31 protein-coding genes are annotated in these 25,153 nt (G+C 56.5%); 19 read left to right on the forward strand and 12 right to left on the reverse strand.

Annotated elements, in window-relative coordinates; genetic code table 11:
- Positions 1-20: 20 nt before the first annotated feature.
- The 4 genes from trxA to AN476_RS01070 all read left to right on the forward strand — a co-directional run bounded on the left by trxA (position 21) and on the right by AN476_RS01070 (position 1,516).
- The gene (gene trxA / locus AN476_RS01055; protein WP_054458685.1) at positions 21-341 is read left to right on the forward strand and encodes a thioredoxin; all 321 of its coding nucleotides are present in this window, start codon (positions 21-23) and stop codon (positions 339-341) included.
- Positions 342-412: 71 nt separating this feature from the next.
- Entirely contained in the window at positions 413-631 is a 219-nt protein-coding gene (locus AN476_RS01060; RefSeq protein WP_054458687.1) for a DUF6500 family protein, read from the forward strand.
- Between the two features lie 172 nt (positions 632-803).
- Positions 804-1,154, forward strand: a complete 351-nt coding sequence (locus AN476_RS01065) for a Lin0512 family protein (RefSeq protein WP_054458689.1) — start codon at positions 804-806, stop codon at positions 1,152-1,154.
- The gene (locus tag AN476_RS01070) at positions 1,151-1,516 is read left to right on the forward strand and encodes a Lin0512 family protein (protein ID WP_054458691.1); all 366 of its coding nucleotides are present in this window, start codon (positions 1,151-1,153) and stop codon (positions 1,514-1,516) included. Before AN476_RS01065 ends, AN476_RS01070 begins: the two co-directional genes overlap by 4 nt.
- A gap of 70 nt (positions 1,517-1,586) precedes the next feature.
- Here the strand turns inward: AN476_RS01070 and AN476_RS01075 are convergent, their stop codons facing one another.
- Positions 1,587-1,778, reverse strand: coding sequence for a DUF1127 domain-containing protein (locus AN476_RS01075; RefSeq protein ID WP_054458693.1), 192 nt, complete (start codon positions 1,776-1,778; stop codon positions 1,587-1,589).
- Between the two features lie 246 nt (positions 1,779-2,024).
- Between AN476_RS01075 and hslV the strand changes: the two genes are divergently transcribed.
- The 4 genes from hslV (at position 2,025) to AN476_RS01095 (ending at position 6,249) form a co-directional block, all read left to right on the forward strand.
- Positions 2,025-2,615 (forward strand): ATP-dependent protease subunit HslV, encoded by a 591-nt coding sequence (gene hslV, locus AN476_RS01080; RefSeq protein WP_054458696.1) that lies wholly within the window; start codon positions 2,025-2,027, stop codon positions 2,613-2,615.
- Position 2,616: 1 nt separating this feature from the next.
- Positions 2,617-3,687 carry a hypothetical protein gene (locus AN476_RS01085; protein ID WP_054458698.1) on the forward strand — a complete coding sequence of 357 codons (1,071 nt, stop codon included), beginning with the start codon at positions 2,617-2,619 and terminating at the stop codon, positions 3,685-3,687.
- Positions 3,688-3,700: 13 nt separating this feature from the next.
- Positions 3,701-5,014 carry an ATP-dependent protease ATPase subunit HslU gene (gene hslU, locus AN476_RS01090; protein ID WP_054458700.1) on the forward strand — a complete coding sequence of 438 codons (1,314 nt, stop codon included), beginning with the start codon at positions 3,701-3,703 and terminating at the stop codon, positions 5,012-5,014.
- Positions 5,015-5,124: 110 nt separating this feature from the next.
- Positions 5,125-6,249 (forward strand): alpha/beta hydrolase, encoded by a 1,125-nt coding sequence (locus AN476_RS01095; protein ID WP_054458702.1) that lies wholly within the window; start codon positions 5,125-5,127, stop codon positions 6,247-6,249.
- 17 nt (positions 6,250-6,266) lie between these two features.
- Here the strand turns inward: AN476_RS01095 and AN476_RS01100 are convergent, their stop codons facing one another.
- The 3 genes from AN476_RS01100 to AN476_RS01110 are packed head-to-tail and all read right to left on the reverse strand — an operon-like array spanning position 6,267 to position 8,595.
- Positions 6,267-6,866 carry a Smr/MutS family protein gene (locus tag AN476_RS01100; protein ID WP_054458704.1) on the reverse strand — a complete coding sequence of 200 codons (600 nt, stop codon included), beginning with the start codon at positions 6,864-6,866 and terminating at the stop codon, positions 6,267-6,269.
- Positions 6,866-7,933 (reverse strand): murein transglycosylase A, encoded by a 1,068-nt coding sequence (locus AN476_RS01105; protein ID WP_054458706.1) that lies wholly within the window; start codon positions 7,931-7,933, stop codon positions 6,866-6,868. Before AN476_RS01105 ends, AN476_RS01100 begins: the two co-directional genes overlap by 1 nt.
- Positions 7,934-7,938: 5 nt before the next feature.
- Positions 7,939-8,595 (reverse strand): Tim44/TimA family putative adaptor protein, encoded by a 657-nt coding sequence (locus tag AN476_RS01110; RefSeq protein WP_054458709.1) that lies wholly within the window; start codon positions 8,593-8,595, stop codon positions 7,939-7,941.
- A gap of 116 nt (positions 8,596-8,711) precedes the next feature.
- Between AN476_RS01110 and AN476_RS01115 the strand changes: the two genes are divergently transcribed.
- Positions 8,712-9,248 carry an FxsA family protein gene (locus tag AN476_RS01115; protein WP_054458711.1) on the forward strand — a complete coding sequence of 179 codons (537 nt, stop codon included), beginning with the start codon at positions 8,712-8,714 and terminating at the stop codon, positions 9,246-9,248.
- Positions 9,249-9,339: 91 nt separating this feature from the next.
- Positions 9,340-9,825 (forward strand): protein-export chaperone SecB, encoded by a 486-nt coding sequence (secB, locus tag AN476_RS01120; RefSeq protein WP_054458713.1) that lies wholly within the window; start codon positions 9,340-9,342, stop codon positions 9,823-9,825.
- A 76-nt stretch (positions 9,826-9,901) separates the two neighbouring features.
- Here the strand turns inward: secB and dnaQ are convergent, their stop codons facing one another.
- Genes dnaQ through AN476_RS01140 form a run of 4 tightly spaced genes read right to left on the reverse strand, consistent with a single transcriptional unit; the run spans position 9,902 to position 12,642 of the window.
- Positions 9,902-10,630: a DNA polymerase III subunit epsilon gene (gene dnaQ, locus AN476_RS01125; RefSeq protein ID WP_054458715.1), complete on the reverse strand. Its 729-nt coding sequence runs from the start codon at positions 10,628-10,630 to the stop codon at positions 9,902-9,904.
- The gene (coaE, locus tag AN476_RS01130; protein ID WP_054458718.1) at positions 10,623-11,216 is read right to left on the reverse strand and encodes a dephospho-CoA kinase; all 594 of its coding nucleotides are present in this window, start codon (positions 11,214-11,216) and stop codon (positions 10,623-10,625) included. Before coaE ends, dnaQ begins: the two co-directional genes overlap by 8 nt.
- A complete protein-coding gene (locus AN476_RS01135) occupies positions 11,213-12,046 on the reverse strand; it encodes a shikimate dehydrogenase (protein WP_054458720.1) in 834 nt (277 codons plus the stop codon). The genes coaE and AN476_RS01135 overlap by 4 nt, the downstream gene beginning before the upstream one ends.
- Positions 12,043-12,642 (reverse strand): nucleoside triphosphate pyrophosphatase, encoded by a 600-nt coding sequence (locus AN476_RS01140; RefSeq protein ID WP_054458722.1) that lies wholly within the window; start codon positions 12,640-12,642, stop codon positions 12,043-12,045. Before AN476_RS01140 ends, AN476_RS01135 begins: the two co-directional genes overlap by 4 nt.
- A 412-nt stretch (positions 12,643-13,054) precedes the next feature.
- Here AN476_RS01140 and AN476_RS01145 point away from each other — a divergent pair, with 412 nt between their 5' ends.
- The 7 genes from AN476_RS01145 to AN476_RS01175 all read left to right on the forward strand — a co-directional run bounded on the left by AN476_RS01145 (position 13,055) and on the right by AN476_RS01175 (position 20,502).
- A complete protein-coding gene (locus tag AN476_RS01145; RefSeq protein ID WP_054458724.1) occupies positions 13,055-13,510 on the forward strand; it encodes a CopD family protein in 456 nt (151 codons plus the stop codon).
- A 187-nt stretch (positions 13,511-13,697) separates the two neighbouring features.
- The gene (gene rho / locus AN476_RS01150; RefSeq protein WP_054458726.1) at positions 13,698-14,969 is read left to right on the forward strand and encodes a transcription termination factor Rho; all 1,272 of its coding nucleotides are present in this window, start codon (positions 13,698-13,700) and stop codon (positions 14,967-14,969) included.
- Between the two features lie 32 nt (positions 14,970-15,001).
- A complete protein-coding gene (gene mnmE, locus AN476_RS01155; RefSeq protein WP_054458729.1) occupies positions 15,002-16,288 on the forward strand; it encodes a tRNA uridine-5-carboxymethylaminomethyl(34) synthesis GTPase MnmE in 1,287 nt (428 codons plus the stop codon).
- Between the two features lie 12 nt (positions 16,289-16,300).
- Positions 16,301-18,175 (forward strand): tRNA uridine-5-carboxymethylaminomethyl(34) synthesis enzyme MnmG, encoded by a 1,875-nt coding sequence (gene mnmG / locus AN476_RS01160; RefSeq protein WP_054458912.1) that lies wholly within the window; start codon positions 16,301-16,303, stop codon positions 18,173-18,175.
- Positions 18,172-18,792 carry a 16S rRNA (guanine(527)-N(7))-methyltransferase RsmG gene (gene rsmG / locus AN476_RS01165; RefSeq protein WP_054458731.1) on the forward strand — a complete coding sequence of 207 codons (621 nt, stop codon included), beginning with the start codon at positions 18,172-18,174 and terminating at the stop codon, positions 18,790-18,792. Before mnmG ends, rsmG begins: the two co-directional genes overlap by 4 nt.
- Positions 18,785-19,594, forward strand: a complete 810-nt coding sequence (locus tag AN476_RS01170; RefSeq protein WP_054458733.1) for a ParA family protein — start codon at positions 18,785-18,787, stop codon at positions 19,592-19,594. The genes rsmG and AN476_RS01170 overlap by 8 nt, the downstream gene beginning before the upstream one ends.
- A 14-nt stretch (positions 19,595-19,608) precedes the next feature.
- Entirely contained in the window at positions 19,609-20,502 is an 894-nt protein-coding gene (locus tag AN476_RS01175) for a ParB/RepB/Spo0J family partition protein (RefSeq protein ID WP_054458734.1), read from the forward strand.
- Here AN476_RS01175 and AN476_RS01180 read toward each other — a convergent pair whose 3' ends face one another.
- Genes AN476_RS01180 through rph form a run of 4 tightly spaced genes read right to left on the reverse strand, consistent with a single transcriptional unit; the run spans position 20,503 to position 23,352 of the window.
- Complete coding sequence (locus AN476_RS01180; protein WP_054458737.1) at positions 20,503-20,856, reverse strand: YbaN family protein; 354 nt, start codon at positions 20,854-20,856, stop codon at positions 20,503-20,505.
- Positions 20,857-20,880: 24 nt separating this feature from the next.
- Positions 20,881-22,035 carry a radical SAM family heme chaperone HemW gene (hemW, locus tag AN476_RS01185; RefSeq protein ID WP_054458739.1) on the reverse strand — a complete coding sequence of 385 codons (1,155 nt, stop codon included), beginning with the start codon at positions 22,033-22,035 and terminating at the stop codon, positions 20,881-20,883.
- Complete coding sequence (gene rdgB, locus AN476_RS01190) at positions 22,028-22,642, reverse strand: RdgB/HAM1 family non-canonical purine NTP pyrophosphatase (protein ID WP_054458741.1); 615 nt, start codon at positions 22,640-22,642, stop codon at positions 22,028-22,030. Before rdgB ends, hemW begins: the two co-directional genes overlap by 8 nt.
- A complete protein-coding gene (gene rph, locus AN476_RS01195) occupies positions 22,639-23,352 on the reverse strand; it encodes a ribonuclease PH (protein ID WP_054458745.1) in 714 nt (237 codons plus the stop codon). The genes rdgB and rph overlap by 4 nt, the downstream gene beginning before the upstream one ends.
- Before the next feature lie 143 nt (positions 23,353-23,495).
- Here rph and hrcA point away from each other — a divergent pair, with 143 nt between their 5' ends.
- Together hrcA and AN476_RS01205 are read left to right on the forward strand one after the other, a co-directional pair.
- Positions 23,496-24,563: a heat-inducible transcriptional repressor HrcA gene (gene hrcA / locus AN476_RS01200; RefSeq protein WP_054458913.1), complete on the forward strand. Its 1,068-nt coding sequence runs from the start codon at positions 23,496-23,498 to the stop codon at positions 24,561-24,563.
- An 11-nt stretch (positions 24,564-24,574) separates the two neighbouring features.
- Positions 24,575-25,135 carry a nucleotide exchange factor GrpE gene (locus tag AN476_RS01205; RefSeq protein WP_054458747.1) on the forward strand — a complete coding sequence of 187 codons (561 nt, stop codon included), beginning with the start codon at positions 24,575-24,577 and terminating at the stop codon, positions 25,133-25,135.
- Positions 25,136-25,153: the final 18 nt, after the last annotated feature.

Here is a 25,153-nt window from a genome sequence, read left to right on the forward strand (position 1 = left end):
AGATCTCAGGAGACATTCCCATGTCCACCGTAGCCGTCACCGACGAAACATTTGACGCCGAAGTCAAGAACTCCTCTGTCCCCGTTGTGGTGGATTTCTGGGCCGAATGGTGTGGTCCCTGCAAACAGATCGGCCCCGCTCTGGAAGAGCTGGCGGCCGAATATGGCGACAAGGTAAAGGTTGTTAAGGTTGATGTTGACAGCAACCCGAACTCTGCCGCTGCCATGGGCGTGCGTGGCATTCCGGCGCTGTTCATCTTCAAAGACGGTCAGGTTGTTTCCAACCGCGCCGGCGCAGCCCCAAAGGCCGCGCTGCAGAGCTGGATCAACGAATCGATCTGATAGATCAAAGCTCAGAATTCTTTAAAGGCGCCCTCGATTGAGGGCGCTTTTTTATTTCAAGGACTCCCTTTATGACCCCAGTATTTCGCCAAAAAGCTATTGCCATCTGTAGTGACAAGATTGACAAAAAAGGCGAGGGCGTCGGCCTATCCTTTTATGCCTTTTTCAAGAACCAAAATGAGGATCCTGAACTGCTTATGCAGGTTGCGACCTGGTGGATCCAGACCCATCGGCTGGACCATTTTGAGAAGGCTGTGAAAATCCGGGAGATGCTGCGGTCCGATCTGTAGCCCGATCGGAGAGAGGCCCATCTGATGTTTCAATCGGGATCTAAGGGGGCGCTGCCCCCATCGGCCCTGGCGGGCCTCTTCCCCCGGGATATTTTAGGCCAAATGAAGAATGGGGGTTTTCTTTTGGCCCTGGGCGCGGAGAGTGGCGGAGCGGAGAAACAAGGGGGCTGGCATGGCCAAGACACGGGTATTGGTGGAGTTTGGAATGGGCAGCTCGCTGCGGCGGCAGGATTATACCGAGGCCGCAATACGCGCAATCAAAGATGCGCTCTGGCATAATTCGGTCAATATGGCGGAGCTGTTTGATTTTCCAAAGGAAGCGATGATCATCGATGCCGAGATTGGCGTGGCCCAGCCGGATCAGGTGGATGTGGCGGCGCTGAAGGCGATCTTTCCCTATGGGCAGCCCAGCGTCACGGTGCGTGAAGGCGGGCTGGATGTGGCAAAGCCCCAGGGTGGGGGCGTCACGGTGATGGCCAATGCCGCCGTCATTGTCTCCTTTGATATGGAGCAGGTGTCATGAGCAAGAAACGGATCATTTTGGAAATGGGCACCGGCAATGATCTCTATGGTCAGGACTATACCAAGGCGGCGCGGCGGGCGGTGCAGGATGCTCTGCATCATTCCTCGATCACCCTGTTTTCCAAACTGGGGCTAGATCACACTGAAATGCAGGTGGATGTCACCATTGCGGTACAGGACCCCAATCAGGTGGATTGTGATTTGGTGGCCGAAGATCTGCCGCGCGGGCGGGCCAGGGTGCGGGCGGTCAAGGGGGGGTTGAACGTCACGGATCCGGACTCCGACGCTGTTCATGTGATCGCCACCGCTGCGATTGAAGCCTGGGTGCCGGATCAGGCGGGTCGCTACAAGCTCAAGCGCTGAAAAAGACAAAGCCGCCCCGGATTGGAGCGGCTTATCTGCTTTGGTGCATGCTGCACCTGGTCTACAAAACTTACAGTTTGTCGATATCTGCCCGCGCGAGGCCGATGTCTTCCAGCTGTGCCGCAGTGAGCTGAGACAGCGCCTTGCGGGTCTGGCGGGATTCATTCCATTCAACCATGTTGGTTTTGAAGTTCATGAGTCCGTCTACCAAACGAAGAACGGAGACTGCGCCCAGCGGCGCATGGAGGTTTGCGGTCGTCATTGCACTAGTCCTTTAAATTCGTGTGTATTCACGTTGTCTGCTTGTAGGCTTCATGTAGGAGAGCTTGCTGAGTCCTACAATTGCCCATTAAACAGCCCCGTTTTGCGCTCTGTGCATAGCGCCTAAGCAGTTGGTTAACGCCCTGCCCGAGTTTGAACGCGGTGGCCAGGGTCTGCAGCATCCGGCTGAGCCTTGTACCGGATCGGAGATAGATCCATATAGAAGGCAACAAAACTGGAGGCATAAATGGCAAATGATCAATTCCCAGGCTGGCACGGAACCACCATCATTGGTGTCAAAAAGGGTGGTGAAGTGGTCATTGCCGGCGATGGGCAGGTCTCTCTCGGGCAAACGGTGATCAAGGGCACAGCCCGTAAGGTGCGCCGCCTGTCTCCGGGAGGGTTTGACGTGGTTGTCGGCTTTGCCGGCTCCACCGCCGATGCTTTTACCCTGTTGGAACGCCTGGAAGCCAAGCTGGAAGCCACCCCAGGTCAATTGGCGCGGGCCAGCGTTGAACTGGCCAAGGATTGGCGAACCGATAAATACCTGCAAAAACTTGAAGCCATGCTGATCGTCACTGACGGGACCGAGCTCTTGGTGATCACCGGAGCCGGGGATGTGTTGGAGCCCGAACATAATGTGGCGGCGATTGGATCTGGCGGTAATTTTGCGCTGGCGGCAGCGCGGGGCATGATAGACAGCGACCGCAATGCCGAGGCTGTGGCCCGCGATGCCATGGCGATTGCTGCTGATATCTGTGTCTATACCAATGGCCGTTTGACCGTCGAAAGCATTGCTGCCGACAGTCGCGCCGCAAACCCCACCTCGGAGAGCTGATGTGAGCCAGATCGACCAGGATGACATTCGCGCCGCCGTCGGCTCTGGCCTGATCAGCGAGGCCCAGGCGGCCTCCTTGCTGGCAATATCTCATAGCCGGCGCGGAGCGCGTGAAGACTTGGCGCCTGGAGATGAACCCTTTGAGCTGTTCAAAGGGTTCAATGAGATTTTCATCGTCATCGGCATGCTCATTCTGGCCTCAGGCTGGGCTGCCGTCACCGCGGCCTATATCGCAGGCTCTCTGGGTGGATATATAGACAAGACCATCTATTCTGCGGCCCTGGGGGCTGTGCTGCTCTGGGTCTTTGCCGAATATTTCATTCGCCGTCGCCGGATGATCGCCCCAGCCATCGCGCTGTCACTGCTTTGGGCTGCCAATGCCGGGACCGGCATGACCGCCTTTTTCTCGGAACCCTTCATGGTGGCACAGAATGATCTGTCCAGCCTGCCGCTGCCTATGGCGCTGACCACGGCTGCAGTAGCGCTGTTCTGGCTGCGCTTTCGGGTTCCCTTTGCCATGGCTCTGATTGCGCTTGGGGTTTTTGCCCTTACCCTGATGATGGCCGCGGAACAGGCCGGCCGCCCAGAGGGGATCAGCGATTTCTTCCTGTTTTCTGCCTCTGGCCCCTTTGCCTGGGTGACCCTGGTGGTGGGAATCGCCGTCTTTGCTGTTGCGATGATGTTTGACCTCAGCGATCCGCACCGCGTCACCCGGCGCGCGGCGCAGGGGTTCTGGCTGCATGTTGTGGCCGCGCCTGCCCTGGTCAATACCATTGCGCTGAGCCTGCTGGACCAGGGCACTTCTGGCGCGCAGCTGACGCTGGTTGCTGTGCTGTTTGCCTTTGCCCTGGTGGCCATCGTGATTGACCGGCGCTCCTTTCTGATTGCCGCCATCGGGTATAGCGTGACCCTGGCAGGCACTGTGTTTGACGGTGATGGTGCTGCCATGACCATTCTTTTGCTGGGTTTCTTCCTGGTGATCCTTGGCGCCTTCTGGGCGCGGATCCGGGCCGCCCTGCTTTCTCCTTTGGGTGCTGTGCTGCCGCTGCACCGCCTTCCTCCTTCTCACTGAAACGAGACATCCCATGACTGACCTGACACCCCGCGAAATCGTTTCTGAACTGGACCGCTTCATCATTGGCCAGAACGACGCAAAACGCGCCGTAGCTGTGGCCCTGCGCAACCGCTGGCGCCGCAAGCAGCTGCCGGATGATCTGCGCGATGAGGTATACCCCAAGAACATCCTGATGATCGGACCTACCGGCGTGGGCAAAACCGAAATCTCGCGCAGGCTGGCCAAACTGGCGCGCGCGCCGTTCATCAAGGTAGAAGCCACCAAATTCACCGAAGTGGGCTATGTTGGCCGGGACGTAGAGCAGATCATCCGCGATCTGGTGGATAGCGCCATTGTTCAGACCCGCGAATTCATGCGCGAAGACGTCACCGCCAAGGCACAAAAGGCCGCCGAGGACCGGGTGATTGACGCGCTGGCAGGCGAGAGCGCCCGGGAAAGCACCCGAGACGTTTTCCGCAAAAAGCTGAAATCTGGGCAGCTTGACGATGCGCAGATCGAATTGGATGTCGCCGATACCGCAAACCCGATGGGCAATATGTTTGATATTCCTGGCCAGCCCGGCGGCGGCAACATGGGGGTGCTGAACATCGGCGATCTCTTGGGCAAGGCCATGGGCGGGCGCACGGTACGCAAAAAGATGACCGTGGCCGAAAGCTATGAAGTGCTGATCAGTGACGAGGCCGACAAGCTGCTGGATGATGAGGTTGTCACCCGTGCTGCCATTGAATCGGTTGAGCAAAGCGGCATCGTCTTTCTGGATGAGATCGACAAGGTCTGCGCCCGTTCGGATGCGCGTGGTGGCGATGTCAGCCGCGAAGGGGTGCAGCGGGATCTGTTGCCCCTGATTGAAGGCACCACCGTCAGCACCAAACACGGGCCCATCAAAACAGACCATATCCTGTTCATCGCCTCCGGCGCCTTTCATGTCGCCAAACCGTCGGATCTGTTGCCCGAATTACAGGGCCGCCTGCCGATCCGGGTCAACCTGCGCTCGCTGAGCGAGGCGGATTTTGTCCGCATCCTGACAGAAACCGACAATGCGCTGACACTGCAGTATACCGCGCTGATGAAAACCGAAGAGGTCGAAGTGACCTTTACCGAGGATGGTATCGCCGCGCTTGCCAAGATCGCTGCCGAAGTCAATCACACGGTTGAAAACATCGGCGCCCGGCGCCTTTACACAGTGATTGAACGGGTGTTCGAAGAGCTTTCCTTTAACGCCCCCGACAAGGGCGGAGAGAAGGTCACCATCAACGCCAGCTTTGTCGGCAAACATCTGGGTGAATTGGCCAGCAAAAGCGATCTTAGCCGCTATGTACTGTAAAACACTGCGACGCGCAAATGCGGCGCGTTGCAGACCGGTTTGCATCTGGCTGTGGGCTTGTTAGCCTGCAGCCGGATCATCCGGATTTAGGTCTTCTACAAAGGTTGTTTATGTTTGTCCTCCGTTTGGCTGCCGGGATCAGCCTCCTTTTGGCCCTCGGCTGCACGGATCGAAGCCTGTCTCCGGTCACCCCCGAAGCCCTGAATGTGGGCACGCCAAAAACCATCTTTGTCGCCACAAACAGGGCCGAACTGCCCGATGGGTCTTTTGGGCCGGCCCGCAGCGAAGACTACAGCCTGCTGGAGCTAACGGTTTCCATTCCGCCAACCCATACCCCTGGCAAGCTGGAATTCGGCTACGCAAACCCTGATCCCCAAACTGAATTCACCCTGGCTGCACGCAATCAATTTCAGGATATTGCGGATTTTGATCGCCGTATTAAATCCGAGCTGAGCCAATATGCGCCAAATGAGCGGGACGTGCTGGTCTTTGTACATGGCTACAACAGCACCCAGGCCGAAACCGCCTTTCGGGCTGCCCAGCTGACCCATGATCTGGATACTCCGGGGGCCACGATTGTCTATTCCTGGCCAAGCCTCGGCAGCCCTCTGGGCTATGCCTACGACGGTGACAGCGTCTTGTTTGCCCGTGATGGATTAGAGCGACTTTTGCGGCATCTAGAAAAGGCCGGTGCCCGGAGAATTGTTCTGGCAGCGCATTCCATGGGATCCGTGCTGGCCATGGAGGCTCTGCGCCAGATGGAGATCAGATCCCCAAATTGGTCAGACCAGAACCTTGCCGGCGTCATCCTTTTGTCCCCCGATCTGGATCTGGATGTTTTTCGCAGCCAGATCAGACAGTTCAAAAAGGTGCCGGAACCCTTTGTGGTATTTGTGTCGAGCAAGGACCCGATCCTGGGCATCTCCCGGCGCATCCGGGGAACCCACAGCCGCGAACGTCTCGGCAGTCTCAGCTCCATTGATGCGGTCTCTGACCTGCCGATTGAAATTATCGACACCAGCGCCTTTGCCAAAAACGCCGAATCCGGTCATTTCATAACCGCAACATCGCCAACGTTTCTTGCCCTGTTGAATGAGGCGCAGGCAACCGAGGATGCTTTTGATGCCCGCCCCCAAGCGGTAGCAGAATTTACCCAGATCCTGCCAGACGCGGCGGTTGATCATGACATGGTAGGCGAGGCCCTGTTAGTGACCTTTACCGGCGGCGAGCGCTGAACGGCTGCTTTGACCTGTTAGCGGGTACGACGCAAATAGACGTAATAGGCCCCTTCGCCACCATGGGTCACATGAGATTGGCTGACCTGCAGCACCGCCTGTGCTAAAGGCGGCAGCGCCAGCCATTGTGGCACGTGATGGCGCAGAATTCCGCGCGGCACTGGGATGGGCCCAGGTTCATCCCGGTCCTTGCCCTTGCCTGTCACCACCAGAACCAAACGCTTGCCCGAGGCCTGCGCCGATAGAATGAACCGGGTCAGCGCTGGATGAGCGCTGTCCACCCGCATACCATGCAGGTCCAGTTTGCCTTCGGGTTTCAGCTTGCCACGCTTCATCCGGCGAAAGGCCTTTTCGTCCATCTGCAATGGGCTTGCTGCCAGGGCCTTTCCCGGTGTGGGTTTCAATGCATGGCGTTGTGGCTTTGGCTTGGCCTTGCTGCCCAGTTCAAAGACCTCCAGCAGGTTTTCCGAGCGAACCTGCGGCTGCTTTGCTGGTTTGGGCTTAGGCAGGGGCAGGGCGGGCGGCGTGGAATGGCTGCCGGGATGCAGGCGCTCGGCGTGTTCCACCACCTGATGCCAAAGCTCCACCTCTTCAGAAGTCAGTTTGCGCCTGCTCATCAGTACTCATCCGGAACCAGCGCAAAGGCGCGTTGAATTGGCAGCAGAACCACCATCCGGCCCGGATCGCGCAGCCGGCCTGCTGCCTGACCTGCGCTATCGCCGGTACCATAAAAAACATCAGCGCGCTGCGCGCCTTTGATCGCGGATCCCGTGTCCTGTGCAATCATCAGCCGGCGCATCTGCGTTTCGCCGTCCTTTTCCATCCAAACAGGGGCGCCCAGGGGCGTAAATTTGGGGTCCACCGCCAATGTGCGCAGGGTTGTCACCGAGCGATTCATGGCGCCAACCGGGCCTTTTGAGGGGCGGATTTTGCGGATTTCACGAAAGAACACATAGGAGGGGTTGTGCAGCAACAGCTCGCGCCCGGCAACCGGATTGCGCCGCACCCAGGCCTTGATCACCTGAGCACTGACCTGATGCGCCTTGTAGATGCCACGGCGCACCATTTCCGTACCCACCGAACGATAGGGATGCCCATTGGCGCCGCCATATCCAACCCGGAGCATACCACCACCATTCAGACGAATACGGCCCGATCCCTGAATTTGCAGAAAAAACAGCTCGACCGGGTCATCCACCCAGGCAATTTCCAAGCCACGCCCCTGCATCACCGGCCCCGTCAGGATATCGCGACGGGGCAGCCAGGGATTGGCCTGCTTGGCCTCGGGGGGCATCCGATAGACCGGATAGCGAAACCGGGATGTACGATAGCGGGAGCCATCCAGCTCGGGCTCGAAATACCCTGTAAACAGCGCCGGGGTGCCGTCTTCGACCAAAACGGGACGAAAGAAAAGCTCAAAAAAGCTGCGCGCACCGGCCCTTGCTTCATCCTCTGGCAACGCCTGAGATTGTGACTGTGCCAGCGCGCATAGGTTCTGCCAGTCCTGATCCTTAAGATCGGGGCATGTTTCCAAAAATACCTTGAGCGCTGCTGCATGATTGTCCTTCTCCCAGCCGTTCAGCTGAGAGAAGTCCAACATCTTATAGGTGGTTTCAGCACCTGCTCCCGTAGCCGTCATCGCGGCCCCCATAAGAGCCGCTGCCCGGAAAAGCCTCCCGAGCATTGCACTCACCCGTCCGTGGCGATCAACTGCCAGTTTGGATCATCACCACCCATGCTACGGGCAAAAACCCAAACATCTTTTTGACGTTTGATCGCCTTGGCATCACCTTCGACGATTTCGCCTTCGCGATTGCGCACAACTGAGGTCAGCTCGCCGACAAAACGCATGGTCAGTTCGGCAACGCCGGTGGTTTCATCGAAGATCGCATCCACCACTGCAGTTTCGCGCACGCCGATGAATTCGGCCTCAATGGTCAGCCCCTGATCTTCACGCTGTGCGACGGCCTCGACAAAGCTGTCAAAGACGTCTTCAGCCAGAAAGCCCTGAAGATCATCCAACTCGCCGCGCTCAAATCCCATCAGGATCATTTCATAGGCACCGCGGGCACCCTGAACAAATTCCCCGACCTGAAAGGCGGGCTCGACCCGCTTCATCGCAGCCAGCGCTTTGGCCTGATCCGATCCTTCTTCGACATAATCGGTGATATCGCGATCTGGCCCGCCCTCGATCACTTCGAGATCGGGTCCGTTGCTGCGCCTTTGTGCAGGAGCGACAGGAGGTTTTTCAAATCCTTCGCGGGTGCCCAGAACGCTTCTGAGACGCAGGATCAAAAATACCGCAATGCCGGCCAATACCAAAAGACTAATCAAAGGCGACTCCATAAGAACCTCTCGCTGGATATTCCGTGCCCGGTTTGAAACCTGGGCGTTCTCTCCTTATGTAGGGGGTCAAGGGTGGCAAGTCTACCGTCCAGCGTATGTTCAGAGGAAACCGCTAAATGTATCTTTTTCTCGCCTTTCTGATGGTGCCTCTTATTGAAATTGGCCTGTTTATTCAGGTTGGCGGCGCGATCGGCCTCTGGCCGACTTTGGCCATTGTGGTGTTGACTGCTGTGCTGGGCACAACCTTGGTGCGCTCACAGGGGCGGCTGGCACTGGGACAGATGCGAAATTCGTTTCAGACCCTGTCTGATCCCGCCGAACCCCTGGCACATGGGGCGATGATCCTCTTTGCCGGCGCGCTGCTGCTGACGCCTGGCTTTTTCACTGATGCCTTTGGCTTTGCCCTGTTGATGCCGCCGGTGCGGATCGCGGTCTATCGCTACATCAGCAAGCGGGTCACGGTGGCACAGTTCCAGATGGGGTCTGGCACCGTGCATGGATCCGGTATGCCGGGGCAGGGGCAGGGCCAGCCGCGCAGCAGCCACAACGCTCAGCCTCCTCGTCAGGGCGATATCATTGATGGTGACTTCGAAGAGGTAAGGCCAAGAAAGCCCAATCAAAAGCCTTCTGGTTGGGTCGAAGGTCCAAAATAACCTGCCGCAGACTTGCGAGACTTCCTAGCCGTTGAGATACCGGAACCAAGCTGTTAAGCACGGGTCAAACTGATTTTTTAGGAGTATCTCAATGGCCGAAAATGGCGCAAACGGGGGCGCACAGCAGCCCCAGGTCCAGATGAATATCCTGGGTCAATACATCCGTGACATGTCCTTTGAAAACGTCATGGCCCAAAAAGGCGCCGGTGGTGAAGTTCAGCCCGACGTCAATGTTTCGGTCAACCTGGATGCCAAGAAACGCTCGGTTGAGAACCAGTATGAGGTCATGACCAAGCTGAACATCGAGTCCAAAAACAAAGAGGGCGGCGACGTTCTGTTTGTACTGGAACTGGAATATATCGGCGTCTTCAACATCGAAGGTGTTCCAGAAGACCAGCTGCATCCCTTCTTGCTGATCGAATGCCCACGCATGACCTTCCCCTTCCTGCGTCGCATCGTGTCCGATGTCACCCGTGACGGCGGTTTCCCACCGCTGAACCTCGACAACATCGATTTTGTTGCGATCTACCGCAACGAGCTGGCCCGCCGTCAGGCCGAGGCTGTTCCGCAGCAGTAATCTGCTCGCGTTTCACAACAAAAGGCGCCGCTGACCTTGGTCGGCGGCGTTTTTGTTTGCGGTCATCAGATAGGGTTTAGCCCGCTTTGAGGTTCCAGAGCGCCTCTTCGCCCATTTTGGCAACAAAGGCTTCATGCGCTTCTGCCTCTTGTGCTGTCAGCCGGGACGGCAGCGGGGCAGGACGCGGGGCCGGGCGCCATTCTTCGACAATCTGACCGCCGGAACTGGCGTTGGTGGAGAGGCCAAAGTCTGGCTGACGCCCGCCAATGAGCTCCAGATAGACATCCGCCAAAATTTCGGAATCGAGCAGAGCGCCGTGCAGGGTCCGATTGCTGTTGTCGATATGGAACCGACGGCACAGTGCATCCAGCGTCGCGGGCGAGCCGGGAAAGCGCTTGCGCGCCATTGCCAGAGTATCCAGCGCCTGTTCCATCGGCAGCGTGCGCAGCCCCATCCGGTCCAGCTCAAAGTTGAGAAACTTCATGTCAAAGCTGGCGTTGTGGATCACCATTCGCGAGTCGCGCACAAAATCCAGAAAAGCCTGACCAAATTTGGCAAAGACCGGTTTGTCACGCAGGGTGACCTGGCCTTTTTCCGGCTGTTGCGGTGGCTCCAGCAGGTCCGGACCAATCCCGTGAACGCCAAAAGCCTCCTGCGGCATGCCGCGTTCGGGGTTGATATAGACGTGGAAGGTCTCGCCGGTTGGCATGTGATTGAGCAGCTCAACCGCCCCGATTTCGACAATGCGGTCGCCCGAAAAGGGATCAAATCCGGTGGTCTCGGTATCGAGAACGATTTCACGCATCTTTTGCTGTCTTTCTGATCTGGTCCAGGATGGCACGCACCTGAGTTTCTGCGTGGTCCAGAGTATCCGTTTCTATAATGAAATCCGACCGCGCAGATTTTTCGTCGATGGGCATCTGTTTTGCCAGGATCTGTTCAAACTGCGCTTCACTCATGGTGCCGCGTTCCAGCACCCGGGCGCGCTGGGTCTCGGCATCGACCCGCACGCAGGCCACCGCATCCATTGCCGCGTCACCACCGGTTTCAAACAACAGCGGAATATCAAAAACCAGAACATCACTTGTCGCCTGATCACGAAAGGCCTGCCTGTCCGCGGCCAGCAAAGGATGCACAATTGCTTCGAGCCGGGCAAAGGCGGCGGGATCTTTGGCCAGGATCTGTTTCAGGGCCGCGCGGCTCACCGCGCCGTCAACCACCGCGGTCGGGAAATCCTTTTGCATTGGAGCAACTGCTGCGCCACCGACAGCGTACAGCCGGTGCACTGCCGCATCGGCATCCCAGATGGCGCAGCCCATCTGCGCAAACAGGCCGGCGGTGGTGCTTTTGCCCATGCCAATGGATCCGGTCAGCCCCAGATGAAATGTCATCGCAGCGCAGCCGCGCGTGTTGCGGTATCCACATCGGGGCGTTGGCCAAACCAGCGTTCAAAACCCGGCACGGCCTGATGCAGCAACATGCCCAACCCATCAACCACGGTGCAGCCAACCTCTTCTGCTGTTTGCAGCAAATCCGTCTTGAGCGGTGAATAGATCAGATCGGTGACAACCTTGTCCGGGGTCAGCCCATCCAAAGGCACCCGCAGGCGGGGTTTCCCAACCATGCCAAGTGAGGTGGTATTGACCACCAGCAAGCCTTCTTCGACGATATTCCCGGCATGGAGCCAGTCCACAACAGTGATGCGCTTGCCAAATTCCTTTTGCAGCTGTTCAGCTCGGTCGCGGGTCCGGTTGGTCAGCAGGATCTCGGGCACGCCGGCTTCGATCAGTGAGGCTACAACCGCACGGCAGGCGCCACCTGCACCCAGTACAGCCGCCGGACCATCGCCAGGAACCCAATCCGGCGCGCCCTGTTGCAGATTGGTGATAAACCCATAGCCATCTGTATTGTCTGCCAGAATGGAACCGTCACTGCGAAAGATGATGGTATTGGCTGCCCCCATTAGCTTCGCCCGATCAGTCACCTTATCCGCGATCTGCATCACCGCTTCTTTGTGCGGGATGGTGACATTGACCCCGACGAACCCGGCCTTGGGCAGGGTTCGGATTACGGTCTCCAGGTCGTCAGGTTCCACATGCATGGGGATGTAGTGGCCAGCAATGCCATGGGTCTTGAGCCAATGCGTTTGCAACTGTGGCGATTTGGAATGCGCGACCGGACAGCCAATCACACCGGCCAGCGGGATTTTCTTGTCACTCATTGATCAATTGCACCCTGTAGTCCCAAATAGTTGAGCAGTTCCACCAGAGGTAGTCCCAGAACATTAAAGTAACTCCCTTCAATGTTAGAAAACAAGCGCACGCCTTCCTCTTCCAGCTTATAAGCCCCAACGGCATGTCGAATACTTTGCCAGTTGCGCGTGACATAGGCGGAAAGATAGCCATCCGAGCACTCATGCATCCGCAGCCGCACCTGACCGACATGGCGCCAGATCGGCTCGCCGTCACGGTAGATCACTGCGGCGGACAGTAACATGTGTCGTTTTCCGCGCATGGCGCTAAGCTGCGCCAGAGCTTCCTCTTCGCTTTTTGGCTTGGACAAGAGCCTACCTTCAAAGTCGAGCACTTGATCACAGCCGAGAACCAGCGGCCCTGGGTTTTTCATACTCACTTTGCGCGCCTTTGCTTCGGCCAGGGCATCAGCGATGTCACGGGGTCCAGCGCCTTCGGCCAGCAAGGCCGCTTTGATCGCCTCTTCATCGACGCGGGCTGGTTGCACGTCGAAGGGCACGGCGGCCTGACGCAGCAGCTGCGCACGGATTTCGGAACCAGAGGCCAGCAGGATGTGGGCAGACATGTGGAAAACCCCATGGAAAAGACGCGCAAGTTTATAGGATGGTTTGTATGGTTTTCAGCGCTTTTGGCAAGTGCACAGGCAAAGTGGAAATTCCAGGAAAGGATCCGCTGATTCCTCCGCCGGGGATTGGGATAACTCGCCAAAGCGGGATATCTGCGATCTCCCTGATTCCTCCAAAGGATATCCCCAAGGTAATCTAAGTTAACAAACCGTTAATTTCCCTTATTTACAAAGGCGTTAACCAAAGTGTCACCAATGTGGCGACTTTGCTGCGGGCTATTCATTCACACTGGGGATAAGCCCGTGAAGGACTGAATAATCCACCGAAATTGGCCACACTACAAAAACATCATCCTTTAAATCTTTCTTTATTATTATAAGGGTGAGCCATCGAAGCCTGAGAGAGAGACCGATGGACCTGACAGACTGGATGTTCACCCTCTACCCATATGCGAAATCGCTGCACATCATGGCTGTGCTCAGTTGGATGGCAGGTTTGTTCTATCTCCCGCGTCTGTTTGTGTATCACGTGGAGCAGGCAGAGAAGGTTCCTGAAAGCCTCTCGATCTTTGTCACCATGGAATACAAACTGCATCGTTTCATCATGCGTCCTGCCATGATGGTGAGCTGGGGCGCAGGGCTGTTTATGGTGGCGACGCCTGGTATCGTCGACTGGAGCTATATCTGGCCCTGGACCAAGGGTCTCTCGGTGCTTGCGATGACATGGTTCCACTACTGGCTCTGGCAGCGTCACAAAGACCTGGAAATGGGTCAGAACCGGCTTAGTGGCAAATACTATCGCATGATGAACGAAGTCCCGACCCTGCTGATGGTGGTGATCGTGGTCTCGGTGATCTTCAAGTTCTGATGCCTTCGCAACAGCGAGGCCTTGGCTGTGCTTACAGCGCTTCTGAGAGGGGCAGGAGGGGGTATTTGACTTATCAGGCCTCAGCCCCTATGTATGGCGCCCAACAGGCCCGTCCGGGCACTTGTGTTCTCCGAACTTGATAATAGCAGCACTCCCCAAACCGCCGGGGCAAAAAGGCCATATATTGATGACCGTCGAATCCCTTAATCTTTCTGATCTCAAGGCAAAGAGCCCTAAAAACCTTCTGGCCATGGCCGAAGAGCTGGAGATCGAAAACGCCTCGACCATGCGTAAGGGCGAGATGATGTTCCAGATCCTGCGTGAACGCGCGGATGAGGGCTGGGAAATCGGCGGTGATGGGGTGCTGGAAGTGTTGCAGGATGGATTCGGTTTTCTGCGCTCGCCCGAGGCCAACTATTTGCCTGGCCCGGATGATATCTATGTGTCGCCTGACATGATCCGCAAACACGCGCTGCGCACCGGTGACACCATCGAAGGCCAGATCAAGGCGCCGCTGGAGGCCGAGCGTTACTTTGCCATGACCAGCGTCACCAAGATCAACTTTGAAGATCCTGAAAAGGCGCGCCACAAGATTGCCTTTGACAACCTCACGCCGCTCTACCCGGATGAGCGTTTGAAGATGGAAGTCGAAGATCCAACACTGAAAGACCGCTCTGCCCGGGTTATCGACCTGGTTGCCCCCATCGGCAAAGGTCAGCGTTCGCTGATCGTGGCGCCGCCACGTACCGGTAAGACGATGATTTTGCAGAATATTGCAAACTCGATCGAAAAGAATCATCCGGAATGCTACCTGATCGTCCTGCTGATCGACGAACGTCCGGAAGAGGTCACCGACATGCAACGATCGGTCAAGGGCGAGGTCGTCTCCTCCACCTTTGACGAGCCCGCAACCCGCCACGTTGCCGTGTCCGAAATGGTCATTGAAAAGGCCAAGCGTTTGGTCGAACATAAGCGAGATGTTGTTATCTTGCTCGATTCGATCACAAGACTTGGTAGAGCCTTCAACACAGTTGTTCCCTCCTCTGGCAAGGTTCTGACGGGTGGTGTGGATGCAAATGCTCTGCAACGCCCCAAGCGTTTCTTTGGCGCCGCCCGGAATATCGAAGAGGGCGGTTCGCTCACCATTATCGCCACCGCACTGATCGATACCGGCAGCCGTATGGATGAGGTTATCTTTGAAGAATTCAAAGGTACCGGTAACTCCGAACTGGTTCTGGATCGCAAAATTGCCGACAAACGGGTCTATCCTGCCATTGACATCCTCAAATCCGGCACCCGGAAGGAGGAGCTCTTGGTCGATAAGGGCGATCTGGCCAAGACCTTTGTGCTGCGCCGTATCCTCAACCCGATGGGCACCACGGATGCTGTTGAATTCCTGCTGGGCAAGTTGAAACAAACCAAATCCAACTCGGATTTCTTTGATTCGATGAACACCTAACCGCCAAGGGCCAATAAAAGAGGACGGCCAAGATGGACACGATCTTTGCATTGGCCTCCGCACAGGGGAAGGCTGGGGTTTCAGTCATCCGTATTTCCGGCCCGCTGGCCCTGGATGCAGCCAATCAGATCTGTGACCGGCCCTTGCCCGCAAAGGGACGGGGGCTGCGCTGCCTGTTGGATCTAGATGGTGGGCATCTGGATGAAGCCCTGGTTCTTACCTTTGCCGCGCCGGCCAGCTTCACAGGCGAGGACAGTGTTGAGTTTCAAGTTCACGGCAGTACCGCTGTTGTGTCCGCTGTTCTGGGCCGTTTGACCAAATCACCTGACTTGCGTCTGGCAGAACCAGGAGAGTTCACCCGTCGTGCGTTGGAAAACGGCAAACTGGATTTGGCACAGGTCGAAGCCCTGGCAGACCTGATTGATGCCGAGACAGAAGCCCAGCGTAAGCAGGCCCAGGTGGTTCTTGCCGGCGCATTGGGGGACCTGGCGGAAAGATGGCGGGCTGATCTGATCCGTGCCGCCTCTTTGATCGAGGTGACGATTGACTTCGCAGACGAAGATGTTCCGGTTGATGTCACACCCGAGGTCACATCGCTGCTAGACAATGTTGCCAGAGATCTGAAGGCGGAAACAGAGGGTGTCAAAATCGCCGAGCGCATTCGCGATGGGTTTGAAGTCGCCATCATTGGCGCGCCAAATGTTGGAAAATCTACTCTTCTCAATATGTTATCTGGTCGTGAGGCGGCAATTACCTCCGAATTCGCCGGCACAACCCGCGATGTGATCGAAGTCCGAATGGATCTCGCCGGCCTGCCTGTGACCCTGTTGGATACCGCTGGTCTGCGAGAGACCGACGATCATGTCGAAGGGATCGGCATCGAGTTAGCGCGCAAACGGGCAGAACAGGCCGATCTGCGTGTTTTCCTGGTTGAACCCGATGAGGTCCTTGAACTGGAGATGAAGCCCGGGGATATTCGCCTGCGTCCCAAAGCTGACAGGCGTGAGGATGATACCGGTAGTATTTCTGGAAAAACCGGGCAGGGGATTGATCATCTGGTCTCTCACATCTCGGATGTCTTGAAAGACCGCTCGACCCAGGTCGGCATTGCCACGCGCACCCGTCATCGCGAAATGATGCTATCCGCGCTGATTAGCCTGAACGAAGCGCAGACTGTTTTGCAGCGGGGCGCCGAATTCTACGAAATTGCGGCCGAAGATATTCGCTCTGCCGTCAGGTCTCTGGAAATGCTTGTAGGCCGTGTCGGTGTTGAAAACCTGCTTGATGAGATCTTCTCAAGTTTTTGTCTTGGAAAATAGGGAGTGTTTCACGTGAAACATTCAGACTTTGATGTTGTTGTCATTGGCGGCGGCCACGCTGGCACCGAAGCTGCACATGCTGCAGCCCGCATGGGGGCGCGCACGGCTCTGATCACTCTCACCCGCGACGGTATCGGTGTCATGTCTTGCAACCCGGCCATTGGTGGCTTGGGGAAGGGTCATCTCGTCCGTGAGATTGACGCGATGGATGGGGTCATGGGCCGGGTTGCGGACCTTGCCGGTATTCAATTCCGTTTGCTAAATCGCCGCAAGGGACCCGCAGTACAGGGGCCGCGGGCTCAGTCGGATCGCGGCATCTATCGGAATGAAATGCTCAAGCTGACAGAAAACCAGCCGAATCTGGAGATTATCGAAGGCGAGGCAACCGACTTCCTGATGGAGGGTGACCGGGTTTGTGGGGTTGTTCTGGCTGATGGCAGCGAGATCCATAGCAAACAGGTCATCCTGACCACTGGAACCTTCCTGCGTGGGGTGATCCACATCGGTGATGTTTCCAAGCCGGGCGGAAGGATGGGAGATCGTCCCTCCGTCAAATTGGCAGAACGGTTGGATAGTTTTGCCCTTCCTATGGGACGCCTCAAGACAGGTACACCGCCTCGCTTGGATGGGCGCTCGATCAACTGGGATATCCTCGAGGGTCAGCCCGGCGATGAGGAACCAACCTTCTTCTCTTTCATGACGACCAAATTGTCGGCTAAGCAGGTTGTCTGTGGAATCACTCACACAAACGAACAAACCCACGAGATCATTCGGGAGAACCTCTCCCGATCAGCGATGTATGGTGGGCATATTGACGGTGTGGGGCCCCGCTATTGCCCGTCAATCGAAGACAAGATTGTACGGTTTGCGGATAAGGCATCACATCAGATTTTTCTGGAGCCAGAAGGGGCTTCGGATCATACGGTCTATCCAAATGGAATTTCGACCAGTCTGCCTGTCGATGTTCAACTGGATTACGTCCGTTCCATTGTTGGGCTGGAGACGGCCGAAATCCTTCAGCCCGGATATGCGATTGAATATGATTACATTGATCCCAGAGCGTTGTCTCTGGATTTGTCGCTAAAGGATGTCCCCGGACTATTTCTAGCAGGCCAGATCAACGGGACCACAGGATATGAGGAAGCCGCCGCGCAGGGGATGGTTGCGGGGCTAAGCGCAGCTGCCAAGTGCAGGGGGCAAGAGCCGATCCTGTTTGGCCGCTCAAACAGCTATATTGGCGTCATGGTTGACGATCTTACGACCCATGGTGTGACAGAGCCTTATCGCATGTTCACATCGCGCGCTGAGTTCCGTCTGTCCCTACGCGCGGACAACGCGGACCAAAGATTGACGCCATTGGCTCTGGAAGCTGGCTGTGTCTCCGCTGAGCGGAAACATGCTTTTGAGGGTAAGATGGAGCGCTTGGTGACGACAAAATCCACATTGGAATCGGCTGTTTTTACACCAAAGCAAATCTCTGGATCAGGAATCTACGTTAACCAGGATGGAAACAAGAGAACAGGTTTTGAAGTACTGGCCTTTCCGGATGTTACCTTTGATGATCTGATTCCACTTATCCCCGAATGTTCCGAGGCTGATGAGGTGACAAAACGGCAGCTAGAGCGGGATGCGCTTTACGTCCACTACATTGCTCGTCAAGAAAAGGAAATCGCCGCAGTCAAACGCGACGAAGGATATGTGATTCCCGAAGGATTTGACTATGGTTCGATCGAAGGCTTGTCGGCTGAGCTGCAGCAAAAGCTTTCTGCAGCCCGTCCAGAAACCCTCGCCAAAGCTGGTCGGATCAACGGGATGACTCCTGCCGGCCTGGCTTTGGTTTTGGCAAGACTTCGGAAAAATATGCGTTCACAGGAGAAAACCGGATGAATGGACGTGGCTTGCTCGATCAAATGAATGTTTCACGTGAAACAATATCGAGATTGGAGCGGTTTGAGGAGATTCTGCTGAAGTGGAATCCCAAGATCAATCTGGTTTCCAAGGCCAGCCTCGAAAACCTTTGGCACCGACATATTGTTGATTCGGTGCAGGTCTTTACCTCTGTTAAAGATCCTGGCGACTCTTGGGTTGATATCGGCAGCGGTGGCGGGTTTCCTGGGATTGTGGTTGCAATCATGGCAGCTGAGTATTTTCCCAAAACTAAAGTCACCTTGATCGAAAGTGACCAACGCAAGTCGGCTTTCCTACGTACAGCCGCACGGGAATGTGGAGTTCCCGTCACTGTTCTGAGCCAGAGGATTGAACAGGCCACGCCACAGAACGCACATATCCTGTCGGCACGGGCGCTGGCAGAGCTCGATACGCTTCTAGAATTTTCAGAACAACACTTGGCCAAGGATGGCCTGGCTGTGTTCCCAAAGGGTGCGAATTGGAAAAAAGAAGTGGATAAAGCTGCAGAGCGATGGAGTTTCGATGTTGAACCGATTACAAGTTTGACTGAGACTGAAGCAGTTATTCTTAAGATCAAGGGAGTCGTTCGTGTCTGATTTATCCCGCCCAGAGGGGCCTCGAATTATCGCGGTTGCAAATCAAAAGGGCGGAGTAGGTAAGACAACGACAGCCATAAATCTGGCTGCGGCTTTGGTAGAGACCGGGCTACGGGTTTTGGTCGTTGATCTCGACCCTCAGGGAAATGCTTCTACCGGGCTTGGGATTGAAAGCGCGGATCGCGAATCTACCACATATGACCTTTTGGTCGATGATGCCCCGCTAGATGAGGTGATTCGAACTACAGAAATCGAAGATCTCTGCGTGATTCCGGCTACCGTTGATCTGAGCTCGGCCGATATTGAACTCTTCGCCAATGAAAAGCGTAGCTTCCTGTTGCATGACGCGCTGCGGCAGACTGCGATGGATGAATATGATTGGGACTATGTCCTGATTGATTGTCCACCTTCTCTTAACCTTTTGACAGTGAACGCCATGGTTGCAGCGCATTCTGTCCTGATCCCATTGCAAAGTGAGTTCTTTGCTCTGGAAGGGGTGTCGCAATTGTTGCTAACCATTCGGGAGGTTCGTCAGTCGGCCAATCCAAATTTGCGGATCGAAGGCGTGGTGTTGACCATGTTTGATCGCCGCAACAACCTGTCCCAGCAGGTCGAACAGGATGCACGGGACAATCTGGGCGAACTGGTATTTGAAACCAAGATTCCGCGGAATGTGAGAGTCAGTGAAGCGCCGTCCTATGCTTTGCCTGTCCTCAGCTATGATGGCAACTCTTTGGGTGCGCAGGCCTATCGCGCCTTGGCAGAAGAGTTGATCTCTAACAACCAAACAGTCGCGGCGTGAGAGCGGAGTAGAAAATGTCTGAAAAAAGAAACAAACCCCGTGGATTGGGTCGTGGTCTGTCTGCCCTGATGGCGGATGTTAATCCCGAGCCCGTCAGCACCGAGGTGCAATCGCCGCGCAATGCAGAGATCCTGGTCCCGATCGAAAAGGTCGTAGCCAATCCAGATCAGCCCCGTCGCCAGTTTCTGCAGGAAGATTTGGATGATCTAACGGCCTCGATCAAGGAAAAGGGCGTTCTGCAGCCCCTGATCGTGCGACCTCGGGAGGGGGGCAACTACGAGATCGTGGCGGGTGAACGCCGTTGGCGTGCGGCCCAGGCGGCACAATTGCACGAGGTCCCGGTGCTCGTTCGGGACTATTCGGATGTTGAGATGATGGAAGTGGCCATCATTGAAAACATCCAGCGCTCGGACCTGAATGCAATGGAAGAAGCGCATAGCTACAAACAGCTGATGGAACGGTTCGGCCATACCCAGGAGCGCATGGCAGAGGCCCTGGGAAAGAGCCGTAGCCACATCGCCAATCTGGTGCGTCTGTTGCATCTTCCAGAGGACGTGAGAGCGCTGGTTCATGAGCGTAAACTATCTGCCGGACATGCGCGGGCTTTGATCACCTCTGACAACGCTTCGGACCTGGCCAGCAAGATTGTAAAAGGCGGGTTGTCGGTCCGCGCCACCGAAGCGTTGGTCAAAAAAGATGCGGCCGGGCTGCAGGCTGCGGCGCCACGTAAATCGCGCCCGGCAGCAGATAAGGATGCAGACACTAAGGCGCTGGAGGGCGATCTGTCGGCAATGCTTCGGATGAAGGTTTCGATTGATCACAAGGCGGGAGGCGAATCTGGGTCTGTCACCATCAGCTACGAGACGCTGGATCAGCTGGATGAACTTTGCAACATCCTGAGCAAGTGATCAGATGCTGGGGCGGGTCCAGATAAAGGTCAGGACTGCTGTCAGAACGACGATTTGAATCAGGATGACATGGGAGGGAGCTCCCAAGACCAGCGAGAGCAATAGAACGGCGGCAATCGATACGGTTGCCGCCTTTTTTGCGGCTGGTCGTATGGCGCCGCGTTCGTTCCAATCTAAAATCATTGGCCCAAAGATCCGATGGCTGATCAGCCAGGAATGTAGGCGTTCGGAGGAATTGGCAAAGAAGAAGGCGGCGAGCAGAAGGAAGGGAACGGTTGGCAATAGCGGGAGAACAATTCCGATGACGCCAAAAGCCAGAGAGAGTATTCCGAGCCCGGCATAGAGAAATCTCATCTGTTCAATCCAACTCTAAATGGGTCAATCAACCAATAGCTCACGCAGCACCGCGTTCAGGACTGCACGGCCTTGATCCGTCGCGCGAATTACCTGATCCGATGTAGTCACCATGCCGAGATTAACAAGGTCCTTAACCCGGTCTTGCGGCAGTTCTTGACCTGATAGGGCAGTATAGCGTGGGATGTTCATGCCCTCGGCCAGGCGCATCGACATCATCATGTATTCAATCGCTGTGTCTTCTCGCGGCAGGGCCTGACACAGGCTTTCGCCTGAGCCCTCTGACACCGCTTTGAGCCAAGCACCCGGGGCACGATGGGTCTCCGTGGCATAGCGTTGACCCCGGTGTGTCACACGGCCATGGGCCCCGGGTCCGATGCCGAGGTAATCGCCATAGCGCCAGTAGATCTGGTTGTGCCGTGAGGCTTCACCGGGGCGGGCGTGGTTGGAGATTTCATAGGCTGGCATGCCATGGGCAGCGCAGATCTCTTGGGTGGCCTGATACATATCAGCGGCGCTGTCATCCGTGGGAAGATCACGCAGTTTGCCACGGGCATAGCGATCGCCAAAGGCGGTGCCTTCTTCAATGGTCAGCTGATAGAGAGACAGATGATCAATCGCCATGTTCAGCGCTTCAGTGAGTTCGCTTTTCCAATGGGTCAGGTCCTGACCTTGGCGGGCATAGATCAGATCAAAGCTGACCCGGTCAAAACAATTGCGTGCAATGTCGAAGGCCGCGCGGGCCTCCGCGACGGAATGAATACGGCCCAAGAAACGCAGATCTACGTCGTTCAGCGCCTGGACGCCCATGGAGATCCGATTGACGCCGGCATCGCGGTAGCCTGCAAAACGGCCAGCCTCGACCGATCCGGGGTTTGCCTCAAGGGTGATTTCGATGTCATTGGCAAAGGGCCAGATTTCACGTGCGCCTTCGATCACCGCTGCGACGGTTTCTGGCATCATCAGTGACGGTGTGCCGCCGCCAAAGAAAACCGAGTTCAAAACCCGGCCTTCCATTCCTTGAGAGACTCTTTTGAGTTCACTCAAGTAGGCTCTGACCCAGGCCTTTTGATCTATTTTTGCGGTGACGTGACTGTTGAAGTCGCAATAGGGGCATTTGGCCTGACAGAAGGGCCAGTGAACGTATAGGCCAAAGCCCCCATGACGCCAATCATCCACTGAAGCAGCCTTTGACAAAGGCGCTGACCGCATGGCCACGGTGGCTGATGCGGTTCTTCTCTGCTTTGTCCATCTGGGCACAGGTCACGTCATAGCCTTCGGGCATGAACATCGGGTCATAGCCAAAGCCGCCTTCGCCACGAATGGGCCAAACCAGCTCGCCGGCCATGACGCCTTCAAAAACCTCGTCATGGCCATCGGGCCAGGCCAGAACCAGAGTGCAGCGAAACTGTGCAGAGCGTGGGGCATCGGGGCCTTTTGCGGTGATTTCATCATTGGCACGGGTCATCGCCATCATAAAGTCGCGACCATTCCCGGTCTCTGCCCAGTCGGCAGTATTGACACCGGGCGCGCCATCCAATGCATCAATGGTGATGCCGCTGTCGTCAGACAGGGCAGGGAGGCCAGTGGCCTTGGCGGCTGCATGGGCCTTGATGCGGGCATTGCCGACAAATGTGTCTTCGGTCTCTTCGGGTTCCGGCAGGTTCATTTCTGCGGCGCCCACAACCTTGACGCCAAAGCGCGCCAGGATTTCGGTGATTTCTTGCAGCTTTCCTGCGTTGTGAGTGGCGACCAGAATCTGGTCGCCTTCAAACTTGCGGGTCATGCGCAGGCCGCCTTTTGCAATTCGGCCAGCTCCTGGGTGCCTTTTTCGGCCAGGTCCATCAGCTGGTTCATCTGATCGCGCGAAAAGACAGAACCCTCGGCGGACATCTGCACTTCGATCAATTTGCCAGAACCGGTCATGATGAAGTTGCCATCAACGCCGGCCTCAGAGTCTTCGGGGTAGTCCAGATCCAGAACAGGCTGACCCGCGTAGATGCCACAAGAGATGGCCGAGACCGGATCCATCAGCGGGTCGATTTTGACCTCGCCGGCTTTCATCAGCTTGTTTACCGCTAGACGCAGAGCCACCCAGCCACCGGTGATTGCGGCACAACGGGTGCCACCATCGGCTTGCAGCACGTCACAGTCGATGGTGATCTGGCGCTCGCCTAGAGCGACGCGATCAACGCCAGCGCGCAGGGCACGGCCGATCAGGCGCTGAATTTCCACGGTGCGGCCACCCTGTTTGCCGGCCGCGGCTTCACGGCGCATCCGGGTATTGGTGGCGCGGGGCAGCATGCCATATTCGGCAGTGACCCAGCCGAGGCCGGACCCCTTGATGAAAGAGGGCACCCGGGGCTCCAGGCTGGCAGTGCACAGCACATGGGTTTCCCCTATTTTGATCAGGCAGGAGCCTTCGGCATGTTTGGTGAAACCGGTCTCAATCGAGACGGGGCGCATTTCGTTCAGTTCTCTATTGGAGGGGCGCATGGGTTCTTCCTTTTTTGCTGCTTCCCCGATAGCCGCCGGGACAGCGGAGATGCAAGCATGATTGACCTTTTCCCTTGTGGCTCTTTAATGCAAATTGAGCCTTGAGCTTTCTCAAAGTAACGCGCTTGACCGTAGAATTGCAGATGACCGACGCCAAAGAAATTCTGAGTGACATGAATGACCGCTCCCGCGAGGTGTTCCGGACGGTTGTCGAAAGCTATCTGGAAAGCGGCGAGCCGGTGGGAAGCCGGACCCTGACGCGATCCTTGAACGAAAAGGTCAGCGCGGCGACGGTGCGCAATGTGATGCAGGATCTGGAATTTCTAGGCTTGCTGGACAGCCCCCATGTCAGCGCCGGTCGCATCCCAACCCAGCGGGGATTGCGGATGTTTGTTGATGGGTTGCTGGAGGTCGAAGATCTGAAATCTCAGGACCGGGAGAAAATTGACGCGACCCTCGGCAAAAACGCGGGCGATGTTGGTGGTATGCTGGACCGGGTCGGTTCAGCCCTGTCTGGGGTCACCCAGGGGGCGTCTTTGGTGCTGACGCCAAAGCAGGAAAGCGAAATCCGCCATATCGAGTTTGTCTCGCTGGCGCAGGATCGCGCGCTGGTGGTTTTGGTGTTCTCCGACGGTCATGTAGAAAACCGCCTGTTCACCCCACCGCCCGGTCAGACCCCCAGTTCGATGCGCGAGGCGGCCAATTTCCTCAACGCGCTGATCGAGGGACGCACGCTGAGCGGGGTGCGGCGTGACATGCAACAAGAGATTGATGCCCGTCGCCAGGAGATCGACGTGCTGGCGCAGGACATGATTGAAAGCGGGTTGGCGGCTTGGGAAGACGACGACAGCGAAAAGGCGCGGCTGATCGTGCGGGGTCGGGCGAATCTGTTGGGCGAGGGCGGTGGTGAGCCGGCGGAGCTGGACCTCATTCGCAGCCTGTTTGATGACCTGGAGCGCAAGCAGGATATCGCAGAATTCCTGGAACTGACCGAAGATGGCGAGGGTGTGCGCATTTTTATCGGTTCAGAGAACAAACTTTTCTCACTTTCGGGTTCCTCTTTGGTGGTCTCTCCCTATATGAACTCGGATCGAAAGATCATTGGCGCGGTTGGGGTGATTGGCCCGACTCGCCTGAATTACGGACGGATTGTGCCGATTGTGGATTACACGGCGCAACTGGTTGGGAAGTTGCTTTCTGACCGGAGCTAGAGGTTGAAAAAATGGCAGAGCCCAGAAACGACGATTTTTTGGACGACATCGAAAATGTCGAGGCGGAAGAGCTGGCGGCGGAAATGGCTGAAATGGACGATGCTGCGATTGAGCTGGATGAGCTGCGGGCTGAGCGGGATGAATACAAAGACCGCTTTATGCGCGCCCTGGCCGATGCTGAGAATTCTCGCAAACGTGGCGACAAGGCCCGTCGCGAAGCCGAGCAATACGGCGGCTCAAAACTGTCGCGCGATATTCTGCCGGTCTTTGACAACCTGAAACGTGCGGTCGAATCGGCCACCGATGAGCAAAAGGAAGTTTCCGCCGCTCTGATCGAGGGTGTTGAGTTGACCATGCGCGCACTTTTGGGTGTGTTTGAAAAACACGGCGTGCGCATTGTGTCGCCACAGGTTGGCGATCGCTTTGACCCGCAGGTGCATGAGGCGATGTTTGAAGCTCCGGTGCCCGGAACCAAGGCTGGCGATATCATTCAGGTCTCGGCTGAGGGCTTTATGTTGCATGACAGGCTGCTGCGTCCGGCGCAGGTTGGTGTGTCCTCGACCCCTGCCTAAAACGGCAGCCAGGGAGAA

This window comes from Phaeobacter sp. 11ANDIMAR09 (genome assembly GCF_001294455.1).
Lineage (GTDB): Bacteria > Pseudomonadota > Alphaproteobacteria > Rhodobacterales > Rhodobacteraceae > Pseudophaeobacter.